This window comes from Phormidium tenue FACHB-1052, from assembly GCF_014696675.1.
Classification (GTDB): Bacteria; Cyanobacteriota; Cyanobacteriia; order Phormidesmidales; family Phormidesmidaceae; genus Nodosilinea; species Nodosilinea tenuis_A.
Genome location: NZ_JACJQN010000009.1, coordinates 95,529 through 112,241 on the forward strand (window position 1 = coordinate 95,529; position 16,713 = coordinate 112,241).

General features: G+C 55.8%; 11 protein-coding genes. 2 read left to right on the plus strand and 9 right to left on the minus strand.

From position 1 onward, the window contains the following. Window positions 1-31: 31 nt before the first annotated feature. The 3 genes from H6G07_RS13615 to hpsA form a co-directional block, all read right to left on the minus strand. A complete protein-coding gene (locus H6G07_RS13615; RefSeq protein WP_073608705.1) occupies window positions 32-955 on the minus strand; it encodes a PilW family protein in 924 nt (307 codons plus the stop codon). Between the two features lie 86 nt (window positions 956-1,041). After that, on the minus strand, window positions 1,042-1,764 hold the full coding sequence (locus tag H6G07_RS13620) for a prepilin-type N-terminal cleavage/methylation domain-containing protein (RefSeq protein ID WP_084173180.1): 723 nt from the start codon (window positions 1,762-1,764) through the stop codon (window positions 1,042-1,044). 56 nt (window positions 1,765-1,820) lie between these two features. Next, window positions 1,821-6,374: a hormogonium polysaccharide biosynthesis protein HpsA gene (gene hpsA, locus H6G07_RS13625; protein WP_338420702.1), complete on the minus strand. Its 4,554-nt coding sequence runs from the start codon at window positions 6,372-6,374 to the stop codon at window positions 1,821-1,823. A gap of 828 nt (window positions 6,375-7,202) precedes the next feature. On the opposite strand from hpsA, the gene ftsH reads away from it, so the two are divergent. After that, window positions 7,203-8,972 carry an ATP-dependent zinc metalloprotease FtsH gene (gene ftsH / locus H6G07_RS13630; protein WP_073608708.1) on the plus strand — a complete coding sequence of 590 codons (1,770 nt, stop codon included), beginning with the start codon at window positions 7,203-7,205 and terminating at the stop codon, window positions 8,970-8,972. A gap of 72 nt (window positions 8,973-9,044) precedes the next feature. Here the strand turns inward: ftsH and H6G07_RS13635 are convergent, their stop codons facing one another. Continuing rightward, a complete protein-coding gene (locus H6G07_RS13635) occupies window positions 9,045-10,241 on the minus strand; it encodes a Coenzyme F420 hydrogenase/dehydrogenase, beta subunit C-terminal domain (RefSeq protein ID WP_073608709.1) in 1,197 nt (398 codons plus the stop codon). 331 nt (window positions 10,242-10,572) lie between these two features. On the opposite strand from H6G07_RS13635, the gene H6G07_RS13640 reads away from it, so the two are divergent. Continuing rightward, window positions 10,573-12,669, plus strand: coding sequence for a serine/threonine-protein kinase (locus H6G07_RS13640; RefSeq protein ID WP_242026768.1), 2,097 nt, complete (start codon window positions 10,573-10,575; stop codon window positions 12,667-12,669). A 24-nt stretch (window positions 12,670-12,693) separates the two neighbouring features. Here H6G07_RS13640 and H6G07_RS13645 read toward each other — a convergent pair whose 3' ends face one another. The 5 genes from H6G07_RS13645 to H6G07_RS13665 form a co-directional block, all read right to left on the minus strand. Then, window positions 12,694-13,164, minus strand: coding sequence for a gas vesicle protein K (locus H6G07_RS13645; protein ID WP_073608711.1), 471 nt, complete (start codon window positions 13,162-13,164; stop codon window positions 12,694-12,696). Between the two features lie 52 nt (window positions 13,165-13,216). Continuing rightward, window positions 13,217-13,411 (minus strand): hypothetical protein, encoded by a 195-nt coding sequence (locus tag H6G07_RS13650; protein ID WP_073608712.1) that lies wholly within the window; start codon window positions 13,409-13,411, stop codon window positions 13,217-13,219. Between the two features lie 92 nt (window positions 13,412-13,503). Beyond that, window positions 13,504-13,809, minus strand: a complete 306-nt coding sequence (locus H6G07_RS13655) for a gas vesicle protein (protein WP_073608826.1) — start codon at window positions 13,807-13,809, stop codon at window positions 13,504-13,506. A 57-nt stretch (window positions 13,810-13,866) separates the two neighbouring features. Next, a complete protein-coding gene (gvpN, locus tag H6G07_RS13660) occupies window positions 13,867-15,231 on the minus strand; it encodes a gas vesicle protein GvpN (protein ID WP_073608713.1) in 1,365 nt (454 codons plus the stop codon). Then, complete coding sequence (locus tag H6G07_RS13665) at window positions 15,228-16,454, minus strand: hypothetical protein (RefSeq protein ID WP_073608714.1); 1,227 nt, start codon at window positions 16,452-16,454, stop codon at window positions 15,228-15,230. The genes gvpN and H6G07_RS13665 overlap by 4 nt, the downstream gene beginning before the upstream one ends. Between the last annotated feature and the right edge of the window lie 259 nt (window positions 16,455-16,713).

A 16,713-nucleotide genomic window follows, 5' to 3' on the forward strand; every position in this document is an offset into this window, starting at 1 on the left:
GCTTAGAATACTAGAGCGTAATTGCTCCAGCTTATTCACTTTTTTCAATAATGCCGCGAACTTGGACTTCGGTATTGATGGTTGGCAAGCGGCTAGCTCGACTACTAGGGCCAAACGTTAAGGTTGTGCCAGAACTGGCCTCAACCGTGCTGCCTCTTAGAAAAACATACAAGCTTTGGTTTAGAGAATCACCAATGTCGCCACCATCTCTAACGCAGGCAAAGAAATTGTTGGAGACATTAGGGCCATTTGCAGGTGATGGCAGTAGTGCTGTCGGGCAGGTGACGGCTGTAGTTGCGTCGTGATTGTCAATAAAATCAGTTAAAACAACCGCCCTGCCTTGAGTATTGCCAGCTCCTTTTTGCCAATCTTCAAAGTCATTACCAGGTTTAGATGGATCACTATAGCCCGATGTTGGGGTCAAATTACCGAGATTAGAATAGTTGGTCAACTCGTAGCGAATGATGCGTCCAGGGCCAGACCAAAAACTGCTGTCTGTATTGTTTCTGTATAGATAAACTACCAAGTTGTAGACGTTGTGCCGTATTTTTAGCGTATTACACTCCTCGGCTGTAGTACCAGCACAAGTGGCTGGTAGAGCGCCAACATTAATGGGTTGAAGCCGCCAAAAAGCCAATATAGGTGTAGTACCTGGTGGCTCATCTGTTAGTTGGTTAATTACGTTAGCGGGGGTTGAATATACGTAGACGGCTTCGCGTACATCTCTGCTGATATAGTCTAATGCTCGTCTGACATCTTGCTGGGATTGGGTGAGTCTCTCTTCTCTAGCATTAGTGCCAAGTAGCTCGACTACTAGGTATAGCAAACTGCCGATGATTACAGAGCCCACTGCGATAGCCACCAGTAGCTCAATCAACGTAAATCCACGATGGGCTGTTTTACTCTTTGCCAAGAACCAGCGGGTGAAGGTGATAGAAACGAGATTGGATGACATGGGAGTACACACCCATAAAAGAACAAAATGGTTAAGGCTAAAAATAGCTTGTTAAGCCGAGGTAGGAATTAGCAGCGACCCTTGTGCTATGGAGCTACCGTACAGATGGTGGGCACATTCTTTCTACTTCCAGAAACAACGCCGCTATTGACATAGGTAATAAGATTGCATAGCGACTCTCCTTGGTTGCTGGCGGCGATGGTTGTATAGAGTGTTGCTAGGGGGCGTTCGTTACGTCTGCCATTGGTGCTAGTCATGACCAAAGATGCTGGGGCAGTAGATAGGTTGCCTGCGCCTGAGGCGTCGCGATCGTAAACCCGCACCCCCATGGCAAATGCCACTGGGGTGCCATTTACGACCTCTCCCACAGCCCGAAACCTCTGCACTAAGAAATCGGGCTGACCATTGCCATCAATATCCACTGGTTGTGCGTAGGCAAAGTTAGTGGGATCGGTAACTCCCAGGTTGGGGCCGAGGGCCATCGCTACATCTTTGTCGGCTCTGCCAGTGTCAAGGGGGGGCAAATCAGCAACAGTGTACTCACCGCGCTCGACCAACACGCGAGTGCTATCGATTTGGCTTTGGGCCAGCGCTAGCGCCTGCTCAGCTTTTTGGCTATGCACCCGCGTTGCCACTGAAAGAACCAAGGCTGGAGCAATGGCGCTAGAGACTAGCCCCACGACAACAATGGCGACTAAGCACTCAATGAGAGTGAGGCCCTGTTCCTGTGCTCTAGGATTTACCTTTTGGGGAGGCATAAAACGGGGGCTAAGCCTGAGAATGCATTGCCTGAACTGGTTGACAATCATGGCGCGTATCCTGGGTGGTGAGATGACTTTGCTGTTCCAAAGAAGCGATGTAGAACCTAGGCAGGGCAGGTGCCTCTGACGGTTGGATCATTGAAGACAAAGGCTCCACCGGTTCTAGTAGCACAGCGCAGATTGACGATATAAGGGTCGTCGGAAGCTAGCTCACGAAAGTACTCACTGCGAGGGGTATCGACCGAGACAAAACGCCGAGCTGCCGCAGCTGGAGGATAGTAGAGCAACCCCGGATCGTAACCCCAGCGCCGAGCCGGTGGGCGGTAATAGCCAAGACCCTCGTCGTTGTTATTAGGGGGGGCAGCGCCGGGTTCCCAAGCATCGTGCTCAAAGGGGCCAGTAGCTGCTGTAGAAAAGTTGAGCTGGAAGAACGCGCCTGCAATTTGTAGGTTGCGGTTGGTGTTGCCGACTGACCACACCTCGTTTAGGCGTGGGAAGTTGTGTAACCCACCGTAGGACTGCCGAGGGCGGCTGGGTACAATGCCCGCGATGACGACAGCATTGACGTAGTCAGTGGTGCCGTCCTCGACGAGACGAGCATTTTGCCGGCGATCGTCTTCGCTATCGCCTAGCCCAGTCCAATCGCTAGCAGCCACCGCTGTGTTGATCGGGTTAGTACCAATAAAAGCGTTGTTGTTGCGGTTGATCCAAACTGGAGAATTTGCTGGAGTGGATGCGCTAACTGGTGGACTTACGTCTCGTACAACGTTTTGAGCAGCGTTGGGGCGGCTCTGGTTCATATACGAGGTTGTGTTTGACGCAGCTGAACCAGGTCTAGGTTGAATGAAGGCATCTTCTACAGCACCATCAAGGAAATTGGCAGTCAGGATGTTGAAGGAGTCGGATAAGATTTCTACCGGTCGCCAGGTATCGGTGGTTGGCTGAGAGAACCTAACGTCAATGCCGTTGGCATTAGTGGGGTCTTCCACTCGGTTGTTGTAGAAGTTGGCCATAGTCCAATCTATGCCGCCGATTTTCGATTTGAACTCTTCAATGATTGTGGCTACTGTACCGCCAGTGCTGTGGAGGTTGAAGTTGCCCAAGACGTAGACGCTGTTGTCGGTAACAAAGGTCATGCCGACATCTCGAGTTAAAAGTTCGCTCATGTCTGCACCATTTAGCAGCCGGAACCCGTTGGGGCGACGATCTGGGTCGCCATAAAAGTCCACAGGCTTGAGGCTGATTCGAGCACCAGATAGCGGTGGGTCTTGCTCAGAACCTGGAGTGGTGATCATCCGGCAGTTAGTGGATATAACATCAGCAACTGTGAGACAGTTGTCAATAGTCTGTCCTGCTCTTGCCGGTCGCACAATTTCTTCTTCGCGAACAGCGTCTTCGCGATAGGCGTAGACAATACCTTCTGTAAATACATCGCAATCTTGAGTATCAGGATCGCAGGCAATGTCTGAGAGCCAGGTGTCGGTGCCACCCCTCACCGTTGTGCTGGTGAGCCGTTTTAGATCAATATCGAGCACTCGAATGCCCATTTGCTCTCGGCCATCAAACATGCCTTTGTCGAGAAAGGCTACTTCCCTGACGTTACCAATGCCACCAATGATGTGGTTTGCTTGGGGGTTGTAGGATGTGGAGGCCAGGGGCGAGCCAGGCGGAGGAGACTGCCAGTCGGCAATTAACCGAGGGGCCAGGGCTATAGTGCCAGGTTCTACGGGTTGGTATCTACTAGCCCCAACGTTGACTCCGGCTGTTCCGGCAGTATCTAAGATATACCCAGTTCTAGTTGGGTTAATGAACTCTTCTGTGAGCGGTTGACCATCTCTTTGGCCGTGGGCGGTTTTAGGGAAAAGGTAGAAGAGGGAGGGGTACTTGGGCCGTGAGGCACAGATGAGAGCTACGCCAGCTTTTTGGTCGGTTGTACCCCCAGAACCAGCGGCGGCGTTGAACAATGGGCCAAGCGTTCCAGCTGTATTGTTGGGGTGACAGTTGTCTGGGAACCTAAAGAGATAGCGTTGGTTGCCTCGCTGAACCTCGTAGGCACCAAAGGTTGTGGATTCTGGTGACTGTTGAAATCCATAAGTTCTATCACGCTCAACTTGAGTCAGATCGCTAAGCATATCTACATAGCGACTTTGATTGGCGTTAAAACCAGCTAGAGCAATGAGCTGTTCTTTCGTTGGTCTGACATTTGTGCAATCGTATCGATTAGCGGCGATTAAATTGCACTGAGCAGCTAGGCTACCAGCGGCAGGGCCGCCGTTACCACCCCCAAAGGCATCCCAAATGGGCGTGCCGATTTGGTTAAAAATCTGACCCTGATTGCTGATTCCGCCTACCGTGTTAGCCCAGGTCAAAAGCTTAGTTGTATCTGAAGCAAATTGTAGATTGTAACCCAGCATACCTAGAGTACAGGCCGCGGAGTGCAGGGTAGCTTTATCCGCTGAACTCAAGTTGGCGTAGGTGACGGCCCCTGTGGTGGCATCTAGGTAGTCATCAAAGATTCTACGCAGGGGGGAAAAGTCGCCCCACATGGCCATGTAGGGGAAAGGATGCACAACGGCATCTTGCACAGGTGGAAAGAACGGGGCACCGCCTCTGGGGTCGCCAGCGAAGTATGCCAGGTTTCTAAGCGCTTTGCCCAGATCGCTAGTCTTATCTTGGACTGAAGCTCCAAAACCAGTCTCTGCATAGAACCCAAACTCCCAACCATTGGTACCGGTACCGGTCAAGAAATTGGGGTAAGGCGCGTTTGTACCCGGAAAATTGCGGAAGTCGCGGCTGTTGCGAATGGTTTGTAGGGTACCAGGGTGGGCCGTCATGGCCATACAGGCAGCTGGATATGCTCCACCAGTGGGATGGTCGTAGTGGTAAACCACCATGCTCTGCACAGCCGCCAGGTTGTCGCGCAGGCTGCGCTTTTGGCGGTACTCGTTAGCACCAATTTTGCTCCCTACCGATGGAGCCGCATTAGGCGGATATAAACGGTCTTGGAGAGTTGTATCAATAGCGTTAGTGGCTGGGTTGTAGTTCCACCCGCTGGGGTTACCCAATTCTAGGCGCTCTCCAACGACGAGGCGCAAACCGTATTCTGTCGCCTGCCGTTCCCAATAGCCATCTAGCCCTTCTACCGGGTCGGTTAGCTGGTCAAGAGAGTTGTCAATTCTGCTACCTACGGTCAAGCCGTTGAGGGTTAGGTCTAGGGCATTGTTGTTGTCGCTGTAGCGAGGCTTAGGACCCCAGCGATTGTCTGCTCTAGAAAAGTCATCCACAAAGGGCTTTGGCACCCTTTGGTTAAAAACGCGACGCTCTGTGGTAATTGGGTTGGTATCCCAGGCATTATCACGATTCCAAGTTGAGTTGTTGGTGTGTACGTGCCTGTCTAGACCAAAGAGGATGATCGGATTTGTTGCCACATCGCCGGGTACACCCCCGCTTACAGAATCATTATCTGTCTCAAGAGTTCGGTTGGCGTTGGGGGCAGCGTTGTCGTTCGTCCAAGTGTGGAAGGTGGTAGTGCGACCGCCGTAGACGTTTCTACCCATGTCGCCCTTGACGATTTGGCCCTGAAAGGTACCACTTGGTGTAGTGATTGTGTCAGCTACGGTGATTTCTGACGACTGTCTGCCATAAACACAGGAATTGTGGGAGCTAATCATGTAGGAGGTAAAGCTGCCACTGCCGTTGCCACCGTTGACAATCAAATTGCCGTCGGTGTGCATAGCCCCGTTGATATTGAATACAGGGCCCGCAAAAATTTCCATATCGTAGCGGAACCAAGCGGCCCACTTGTTGCCCCGGTTGGCAATACGCGACTGCTGAAGCTCAAAGGACTCTACGGTGCGGTTGGCGCTGTTTGCGTTAGGCACAAACACGTTGATCTGATAATTCTTTTGCAGGGTGGCTGAATCGCCATTGTTAACTACCTGCCAGCCGGCCTCAGATCGAGCGTTTGAGCAGTTGGAGGTGGCCTCAGTGGTAGCCAAAGGGCCGGTACGCGTTACCAGGGCATTGGCTTTTGCCTGGTTGACGGGGGATTGTACGACTACTGTATTGCCAGTTCCTGGGCCTTGGTCGTCGGCCAAAATAGAGTAGACAATAGTTTCGCCGTTGGCACTACTGACAAACGACCAGGCATTATCAAGGACGTTGTCGCGGTTAATGTCTAATCGGGTCTCGTCGGGGAGAGTGAAGGGATCACCAGGTAGGGCCACTACCCCTGTTTCGTAAGGCACTGTCAGCATCATGCTGGCCAAAAAATCGCTGGTGGGTAACCCACTCGGCAGGCGAGTATCTTTGTTGAACACAAACTCGATTTTGGCTTTGGCTCGGTCGAGAGCCGGAGTGGCAGCATTAGCAATCACCTGCTGCTCGCGCTGGGAAATGGCCATATCGCTGCGGGTAAAGGAGCGATAGGTAAGAGCGGTGGCGGTAAGCACCACCATAATTACCAACAACACCGTGGTAGGCAACACAAAACCCGACCGGGCTAAGCGGGCCGGTCGGTTAGCCAAAAGCACAAGTTGTAGCAGCCCGGTAACCAAACGCTTGATTGCTGCTTGAGGAAGCCGCAAAGCCTTTCGCAGTAGATGACGACTCATGTTTCTAAGACCGATATGCCGAACAACAAAACTGATAACGCGCATGGGGTAAGGCTTAGCTTGAAGGCTAAACCTTACAGCAACAAATAGATGAGCCTAAAGCGCGATCAAGTGCCTAGTTAGGGCCGCTACGCCTAGGATGAAAACGGGGGTGCTCCATGGGCCTTGGGTAATAGCTAGTCAACGTCGAGGGCACTTCTACGGAAGTGACCAGTGTTTACCTACTAAAATACCCAGCTATTGTAGCCAAGCGATCACGGGTGTAAAGTCGCTGGGACGACTGCGGCGATCGCCTGTGATGTTTTTAACCGTTCTCCAGGTGTGTCGGGGGCTGACAGTAACTATGGGGTGTGCACCTCAGGTTTCTATCTTAGTGAGAACTTCATATTGTGTACTGAGTATTTTTTCGATACTTAACCGGATTTTAGTAACTTTTTTATGCGGGTACTAGCTAAATACTTAGATGGCATTGTCTAGAGCGGCCATCTAAGCTGGGGCTAGTTAAGGGTACAGCCTCCGAGACCGGCGCTGAGGTCGCCGGGTTCCGGGCGCAGGGTTGGTTCTAGCTTTCAGCCTTTTTTATGTAGCGCAGGACTTTTATAAGTTGACGGCGTCAACCGTGATGGGGCGATCGGGCATGTCTAGCCCTCACCCCACAGGGCCGGTTTTGGGCTGAGAGTACGGTGATCATCCGAGCAAGGTCGTAAGCACCGTATAGCTAGCGTTTGGCCCTTCGGTAACTACACCTGACTTAGGGCGTTTTCCCCTCTGGGGCAGCGGTAGCAGGGTGCCTCAGAATCAAGACAGTGAGCGGTCGGCGGGGAGCTTCCCCAGCGCCTCGCACGTTGAACTCGCCCCTATAGGATTTACCCAATGAAAACGGAAACTCCCTTGCAGTCGGCCTACAGCACTTTTGTAGAGCAGGTCAATAATGCCCAGGTGCAGCGGGTGACGATTGGGCGCGATCGCATTGACTATACGCTCAAGCCTGAGTTTGGCCGCCGTCGTTATACGACACAGCCGGTGGGCTCTACAGACGAGGTGGTGAGCCAGCTTAAACGTCAGGGGGTGCAGGTTGCGATCGCCCCTGAACCTTTACCGCCAGCGAGCATCGCCGGGTTGATCATTTCGTCAGGCCTGCTGGTCGGAGCCTTAGCCCTGGCCGCAAAATTTAGCAGTGCGGGTGGTGGGGTCGGCACCGCTGTAGGCATGGGCAAGAGCAAAGTCCGTAGTTATAGCAAGAGCAAGACCGGCGTCACCTTTGCCGATGTGGCTGGAGTAGACGAGGCCAAGCAGGAGCTGCAAGAGGTGGTCGACTTTTTGGCCAATGGCGACAAGTACCGCAAACTGGGGGCAAAAATTCCCAAAGGGGTGCTGTTGGTGGGGCCTCCGGGCACCGGCAAAACGTTGCTGGCCAAGGCCGTTGCGGGCGAGGCCGGGGTGCCTTTTCTCAGCATGGCGGGCTCAGAGTTTGTGGAAATGTTTGTAGGAGTGGGTGCTTCACGGGTGCGCGACTTGTTTAATAAAGCCAAGCGCCAGGCCCCTTGCATTGTGTTTATTGACGAGCTAGATGCTGTCGGTAAAACCCGTGGTGGCAACCCTGTAGGTGGCAACGACGAGCGTGAGCAAACCCTAAATCAACTGCTCACCGAGATGGATGGCTTTGACGGCAATGACGGTGTGATCGTAATTGCTGCCACCAACCGCCCCGAAACCCTAGACCCGGCCCTGCGCCGTCCAGGCCGGTTTGACCGTCAAGTGCTAGTCGATCGCCCCGACAAGAGTGGCAGGCTAGAGATTTTGCAAGTGCATGGTCAGGGGGTGGCCCTGGGTGAAGATGTGAACCTGACAGAGATTGCGGGTCAAACCGCTGGTTTCGCTGGAGCCGATTTGGCCAACCTGGTCAATGAAGCGGCGCTGATGGCCGCCCGCCACAATCGTCAGGCGGTGCTGATGACCGATTTTATGGAGGCGATCGAGCGGGTGATCGCCGGGCTAGAGAAGCGGTCTAGGGTGCTCACGCCGATAGAGCGGCAGACGGTCGCCTACCACGAAGTGGGCCATGCTCTGGTGGGGGCACTGATGCCGGGCGGCAATCGGGTTACCAAAATTTCGATTGTGCCCCGGGGGCTAGGAGTCTTGGGCTACACCCTGCAAATGCCGGAGAATGACCGCTTTTTGATGCTCGAAGACGAATTGCGGGGGCAGCTCGCCACCCTGCTCGGCGGACGTGCCGCTGAGGAAATCGTTTTTGGCAAAGTTTCCACGGGCGCTAGCGACGATATTCAAAAAGCAACCGACCTGGCGGAGAAAGCGGTGACCGAGTACGGCATGAGCGCCAGCCTCGGGCCGGTGGCCTTTGCTAAAGCCTCGGCGCAGTTTTTGGATGGGGGCAGCGACAGGCGGGTGACCAGCCCTGAAGTGGCAACCGAGATCGATCGCCAGGTAAATCTGCTGCTCAATGGGGCTCGCACCGTGGCGATGGCCATCCTTCAGCTCAATCGGGGGCTGTTGGAGTCGGCCACGAAAACGTTGCTGGAGACTGAGGTGCTCGACGGTGAACAGCTTAGGGCAATCTTGGCTCAAGCTCAGGCCCCTGCGGAGCTAGACACCTGGCTGGCGAAGGGACACAGCGTGGTGTAGCAAGGTTCATAGCTGCTAAGGATCACTCATTGATGGGGGCGGCAGGATGATCGTGCCGCCCTTTCCTATAAATCAATCGGGCAGCTTGTACTGGCTGACAATGCGCTTGGCAAATTCGGGCACATGGGCGGCCAGCTTTTGCGGATAGTTGCGCTTGACGTAGAGATAGTTGCGGGTGAAGTGGGAATCGATCGAAAAGCGGGCGTACTCTAGCCCCTTGGGGCCAATGCGCTCGATCACCACACCCATGAGCTTGGCGGCCCACATGGGTAACGTGACGGCCTTGTCGTAGGCGGGAATGCTTTGCTGGACGGCAGCTTTGCGATCGCCCACCGACATTACCGGCTGGGTATCGAGCTGATCCATCACGGTGTCGAGCATGGCCTGGCCGCGATCGTTGCGCACCACGATCCACTGCCAGCCAAAGGGAGCACCCATGTAGCCCACGACTAAATCAGCCAAACCATTCACATAGTCAAAACAGCTCATGCAGGAGGGGGCAAACACGTCCTTGAGCTGGTTGGTCTTGAGGCCAAAGAAGGGCACTGTTTCAGTGGAGCCGTCCTCATGCTTGAAGTGTACGCGGAAGTCCTGCATGAATTCGTAGTGAACCACGGTGTCGGGTGACCGGCTTGTGGTTTCGAGAAACTTTTGTAGCCCAGCGCGGCTGACGTTGTCGACGCAGGGGGTACCCAGCACGTAGAGCTGCTCTAGCCCCAACTGCTTTTCTACCGCCCGCAAGGCCTGAATTTGGCAGCCGACGCCAATCACCAGCAGACGCTTCATGCCCGATCGCTCCACCTGTTCCAAGACGGATAGGTTAGGCGACAGGGTGGGCTTATTGACCCGCGCCGCCAGGATTTCTTCGGGAGTGGTAGCGAGGACGGGCTGGGGCTGGAAGCGATCGCTCTCCGTATTCTGAACGCACACTACCCCTTCCACTAGCCCTTGGGTCAGCATTTCGATGGCAATGGTGCTGACGATGCCGGTCCACTGCGCCCCCTCGATGGGCTGCTGCTTGCGGGCAGCCATCATGTCCTGGTGTACGCCAAAGTAAACGTCGTTCTCAGCCTCTAGATCGCGGCTGCGCCCGTGGGTCTGCTGCTCCAGCGTCGGGAACTGCTGATTGAGAAAGGCACAGGCCTCTTTGACGTAGTGAATGTAGTAGGTATCGCAAAAGCCGCACTCGCTACAGAGTTCTTTGGCGGGGCGGGTGGCCCCTGGGCGGAGGGCTTTGGCTTTGTTGTGGGGAGGCTGGGCCAGGGTCATAGGGACAGGGGTGGATTGCTCAGTAACGGCTGTTCTTCACCATACCGCACGGGTTTGGGCCGATTGGCGCGATCGCCCAATTATTACGAAATATAGCGCCGGTCTCACGGCTCAACAAAACATCAAACGCGCTGGCACCGCAGAGAGAAAAGAGGTGAGACTGCGATCGCCCAAGTTCTCGCTAAAACTTTTGTTTGGCCTAGAAATGGCGCAGTATCTTGAACCCTGTGCCCCTGTTTGAGCAGCGTCACACTACCCCTTGACTGGCTGGGCAAAATCCCCCCTCTCCGACCGATTGCGGGTTAAATGGAAGTAAGCATAAGCAGACGCTATGCCTCCGCTCCCTGGGTTCACCGTTGTGATGATCTGCTGCCTCAATCCCCACTGCACCCAGCCTAATCACGCTACCCTAGCTGCGGTTTGCCCTACCTGCGGCAGCCCTTTAGAGCATCGGCTCAGGGGCCGCTACCGTCCCCTGAAGCTAATTGGTCGGGGCGGCTTTGGGCGCACTTACTTCGCCCTTGATGCTGATCGCCTCAACACGCGCTGTGTGATCAAGCAGTTTGCACCCCAAACCCAAGGCACCAAGTCATTCCTAAAAGCCGTCCAGCTGTTCGAGCAGGAGGCGGTGCGGCTGCACGAACTGGGGGAGCACCCTCAAATTCCCACGCTGCTGGCCTACTTTGAGCAAAACAAATACCTCTACCTGGTGCAACAAATGATTCAGGGGCGCACCCTGTATCAGGAAATTGCGGCCCAAGCGGCCTACAGCGAAGGCAGCCTGCGCCAGCTGCTAGAAGATCTGCTGCCAGTGCTGCGCTTCATCCACGAGCACGGCGTCATTCACCGAGACATTACCCCGTCAAATATCATTCGCCGCAAAATTGATCAAAAGCCCGTGCTAATCGACTTTGGCGTGGCTAAACAGTTTAGTGAAGCGATTCGCTACGAGCAAGGTACACGCATTGGCACCGAAGGCTATGCGCCTATCGAACAGCTGCGCAGCGGCCAGGCTTACCCCTCCAGTGACCTCTATAGCTTGGGAGCCACTTGCCTGCATCTGCTGACTGGCTGCAAGCCAGAAGACCTGTACAGCCCCCAAGAGGGCCGCTGGCTGTGGCAAGAGCACCTGCAAAAGCAGGGACGCACCATTCATCCTGACCTGGCAGCAGTGCTGAACTACATGACCAAAGACTTGGTCAGCGAACGCTACCAGACCGCCCAAGATGTCCTAGAGGATGTGCAACGACTGCCCAAAATTGAGGGGGCAGTGCCGGGCTGGGTTTCAAATCAGTCTGGTCAAAGCCTATTCACCGGCATTGATCGCCCCCCCATCAGCAGACCAGGCCCGTCGGCTGGCCTGGTCATGCCCACCACCTCGCTACCCCCGATGACTGGCCCCTCAGCCCCCCCGGCTGATCCCACCCCCAGTTCTCAGCCGAGGCCGGTTTCAGGCAAACCGGCCTCTGGCCCACCGCAGCCTGTGAGCCGCCCGCCTGTTAGTAACGGCCCTAGCTCGCAGCCGCCAAGTTCTGGCCTGGGCTGGCAGCTCATCACTACCTTGAAGGGTCATCAGTCGTGGGTGACTGCCCTTGCGTTTAGCGCCCAACAGCCCGTGCTAGCCAGTGGCAGCTTAGATGACAGCGTTCGCATTTGGAACTGGCAGACGGGAGACTTGCTTCACACCCTCAAGGGGCACGCCCGAGGCGTTAACGCTGTGGCCATTGATCGGCGCGGGCAATTGCTGGTTAGCTGTGGCGATGATGCGACTGTAAAAATTTGGCAGATGGGCGATGGCTCGCTGCGCCACACCCTCAAGGGCCATTTGCGAGATGTGAATGCGATCGCCCTCAGCCACAGCGGCACATTGGTTGCCAGCGCCAGCGAAGACGGCACCCTAAAGCTGTGGAACCTGAGCCAGGGCACTCTGCTGAAAACCCTGCCAGGTTCGGCGGGCATGCTCAAAACCGTGGCCTTTGCCGCTGCTGACCAACGACTGGTCAGCGGCGGCCTTGACAACACTGTGCGCATTTGGGATGTGCAAACCGCTACTACGCTCAAAGTTCTCGTCGGCCACACCAACACCGTCAACCAAGTCGCGATTAGCCCAGACGGTCGCGCGATCGCCAGCGCCAGCAAAGACCGCACCGTGCGCCTGTGGGATTTAGCTGCGGGTACCCTGCTGCACACGCTCCAGGGTCACACCCAGGAGGTGAATACTGTGGCCTTTTTTCCCGACGGTCAGCGGCTGGTCAGCGGCAGCAGCGACGGAACCCTGCGGTTTTGGCGCAGCCAAGATGGCACGCTCAAACATACCCTGTCGGCCCACATCAATCCTGTGCATCAGGTAGCGGTGCAGGCGGGCGGCAAAGTGTTGGCCAGTGCCAGCACCGATAAGACCATTAAGCTGTGGCTGTGGCAGCGGTAGGAGGAGGGGTAAGGGGGTAAGGGGTTAGATGGGTTTGGAGGTCAGCACTAGACGCAGCTTGGCGTGGATGAGGTTGAGCTGAGCCATACCCAGGTCGACGTCGCCTTCGACGACGACACCAGTGTCGAGGAGGCGATCGAGCAGCTCTAAAATGGTTGGGTTCTGGTTTTTTTGGCCGGGGTAATAGTTGCCCTCTTTGGGCAGCAGGGTGCCTATTTCCCCCAGGTCAATGTTGAGGTCAGCCGGGTCAACATCAAAAATTTCGCACATCGAAACGACCTGCTCTTCTAGCTTGCGCAGGCTGTCGGCGGCTCGTTCGAGGTCATTGTCGTCCAGGTCGCCCGACTCCATGCGGCGAATGACCTGAGCTTCCATCAGCTGCCGCACCAGCTCAATGACGGTGAGCAACAGCGGCGCTAGGCCCGCATCGGTTTTGGCGGGGGGCTGTAGCGCTAGCGTGGTCGACAGGTCTGGCTCGGCATTTTCGGAAGTCATAGCCACAGTCTAGTGCATCCCAAGGCAGGCGATTCTGCCTCTATAGCCCTGGCTATGGCCGATTTCGCCACTGCTGTTGCAGCCACTGGCGACGGGCTTCTTCTGCTTGAGTTCGATGGTGCTGGTAGTCCACGCGCTGGATATCGACTGGGCGCTGGCGATCGCCCTGGCTGCGGCTAGAGGCCGAGCGAAAGCTGGGAATTGTACGGCTAGTGGCAATTTGCCGCAGGGTGCGAATCATCAGCATGGTGGTTCTTTGGGGTGTTGGGTTGCATGGGAAATTCCTGGATTCTTCAAGAATTCAGGGGTTTGTTCATAGCAAATCGACCGGGTTTTGGCCTAGCTCACGGGTTCGGCAGAGCGAAGGGCCTTGAGTTCGGCTTCTAGAGTTTCTAAACGGCTCTGAAGCTGTTGATTGGCTTCCAAAAGCTCGTTGGTGCGACTGCTGAGGTAGGGATCACTTTCCCACCAGTTAATGCCAATTTCGCGAGCTTTATCGACCGAGGAGATAATTAGGCGAATGCGAATGCTCAGTAGCTCGGTAGAACCCACAGAGACCGAGATATCTCCGGCAATCACGATGCCTTTGTCGAGCACTCGCTCAATCACGTCTACCAGGGAAGACCCCTGGGTGGCGGTAGCCATGCTGCGACCGGGTTGGGGGCGGGTCGCGGGGGTGGAGGGGGTCACGACGGATTACCTTCAGTTAGAACTCAGCTGGTAGCCCTGGAGCTGCCCATCAGTTTCCTGTTTTTCTATTAAGCCCTGATCGAGCATTGACTTGACCGCATTAACAGCCTGAAATCGGTTTAAGTCTAGAGCTGCCTCAATATTAACGAGAGATGCAGTACCGGTCGCGTCGAGATAGTCAAAAATGCGGGTTTCGATATCATCGGGGCTGACCTGCACTCGGGCTATCTCTTCTGGCAAAGCCTCGGCCTCAGCGGGCGTTTCCACTACGGTTTCACCCTGAGGCTCAGGGATGACAGCCTCAGGGAGTGTTTCACCCTGAAGGTCTTGGGGTCCGATTACAGGCTGATCTTCGACTGCAACATCGTCTATGTCAGACTCAACCAGCGCCTCAAGGGGCTGGAGGGGAGCATCATCCTCTTCTTCGCCATGGAACCGGGCGGTAGGGTGGGCCTCAGGCTTGAGGCTAAGATCGTTGACCAGCGCGGCCTGGGACACCACAAAGCGGTTAAACAAGTTCCACAGGTGGCGGGTGGCGTCGGGGGCGGGCTCTTTGGAGCGGGCCAGCAGAATGTCGCTACACACGTCACGGAAGTCAGCGTTTTCGGCCAGGGGCAAAATGTCGTGGTCGTGGCAGATGGTAGCAATCATCAGACTGGGGCGCAGACTGGAGACCATGTCTGGGGCAACCGCCGACTGAAAGGCTTTGACCAATTGCACAATTTGCAGCGCCGCTGAGCTGTCGATGCCAACCTTTTGCACCAAAATTTGCTGCTGAGCCAGTTCGTCAGGCTCGGGCATATTGATGGTGATTAGGCGATCTTGCAGCGCATCTTGGGTGCCGTGGACGCCGCAGTATTCTTCAGGGTTGGAGGTGAGAATGGCGCGGAAGTGAGGGCTAACGCGAATGTACTCGGCTCGGTTGTTGCTGGGGGGCAGCACCAGAAGTTTTTCTTCGAGGGCCGATAGCAGCACGTTATTCACTTCGGGGCGGGAGCGGTTGAACTCGTCGTACACCATGGTGAAGCCTTCGCGGCAGGCCAGGGTGAGGCGTGAGTCAGTCCAGTTGTGGCGTAGCTCGTCTTCCACTTTCACCACGCTGTGGATGTAGTTATCGACCACTTTTTTGCGGGTGTAGCCCGACTGGTTGCCGATCAGGTCTGAGGTTTTAAACTCATCATCGCCAAACAGCAGCATGATGGGGCGGGCCAGCAGGTCGGCCAGGTGCAGGGCCAGAGTGGTCTTGCCGGTACCAGCCGGGCCTTTGAGGTGGATTGAGTACCCCGATTGCAGGTACCGCAGGGCTCTGATGCTGGTGCGCTCTAGGGTGGGGGTGGAGACAAAGTTGCGGGGGCGGGCTTGGAGAACGGTGTTCACAGAACGGCTTCCTCTTGGACGAGATAGGTACGGTCTTGCTTGACGATGAGATCTTTTTGGATAAGCGATCGCAGCGCGTCTACGGCCTGAAATCGGTTGATGCCCAGCTCGGTTTCAATTTCGCTGAGGCGGGCACCCTGAGCCAAATGCAGGTAGTTGTAAACCACCTCTTCAAGGGAAGGGGATTCGGGGGCGGGGGGCGATTCCACAGCCACCGCTGCCGGGGCGGGGGCGATGACGGGGGTAACTGGGGCAGCAACCGCACGGGTCGGAGCGGTCTTGGCCACGGTCGAGCGGGACGGAGCAACTTTAGCTGCCGGAGCAACTTTGGCTGCCGGAGCGGCCTTAACAAGCGCGGCTTTGGCTACCACAGGTTGTGGCGCGGCCTGAGGGGCCGCTTTGACTGGCGCTGTGGCCCGAGCGGGCACCGAGGTAACGGCAGGTCGGGTCGCCACTGGGCGAGGGGCTGGAGCCGTCTGAGCGACGGTAGCACCACCCCAGACCACGTGGGAGAGCTGGGCGCGCTGGGCCTGGAGCTGCTGCCGAAAGTCGGCCAGTTCGGCGAACATGGCATCGACGGAATCGGTAAGGGCGGCGCGATCGCTCTGGCGCTGCTCCTGGTTGACCACTGCTGCCTGCTGGCGCACAGCGGTCAGGTCTTTGAGGGTAGCCTGCACCTGCACCTGCAACTCTTCGACGTAGGCCGTGAGCTGGGGCCACAGTTCGGCCCGCACTATGGCCTGATCTTGGCGATAGCCCGCCAACTCCACGGCGGTTTGAGATTGAATGGCAACCACCTGCTGCTGAATTTGGCGCAGCTCTTGGGCAATCTCTAGGCGCAGCTCGCTGACGGTGGCTTGCAGCACTTGGCAGTCGTACTCTAGCTGCTGGCGCACTTCGGCGGCGCTGATTTCGCGATCGGTCTGGTAGTTGGCGAGCAGCAGTTCGGTATCGACCTGGAGCTGCTGAATATAGTCTTGGCGGGCCTGCTGCCGGGGCAAAATCTGGGCGGCGCGATCGGCGGTCGTTTGAGCTAGCCATAGGGTGGTGTTAGCACGCAAGTCGGCCATCAGTTGGTCGAGGTCTTGACGCAACCGCACAGCGTGGGTTAACCGGTCAGCCTGCCAGCGCTCTAGGTCAGCAGAGACTTGATCCCGCCGGTTAACCACCTCGCTCTGGCGCAGCTGTCGGGCGGCTTGCCACTGGTCATAAAGTGCTGTCACAGAACTGCTCTCCCCTTAGTGAAAATGAAATAGGGTGAATTTACGGAGAATATTTGAGGACGGCAAGGAGAGAAAATGGCGCGGAGAGAAGGACGTTGCCAGACCCTAAAACTTAGTTGTGTTTAAGTGTCTTAGTGCAATAACAAAGCGCTGTTCTGAGGCTTGCCGACGGCAAAGTCGCTGCTAATAGATGCTATTTCAAGCATTAGATTTTCTAATTTATGGGGCAGCTAAAAATTGGCTAATCCAGTATTTTGCT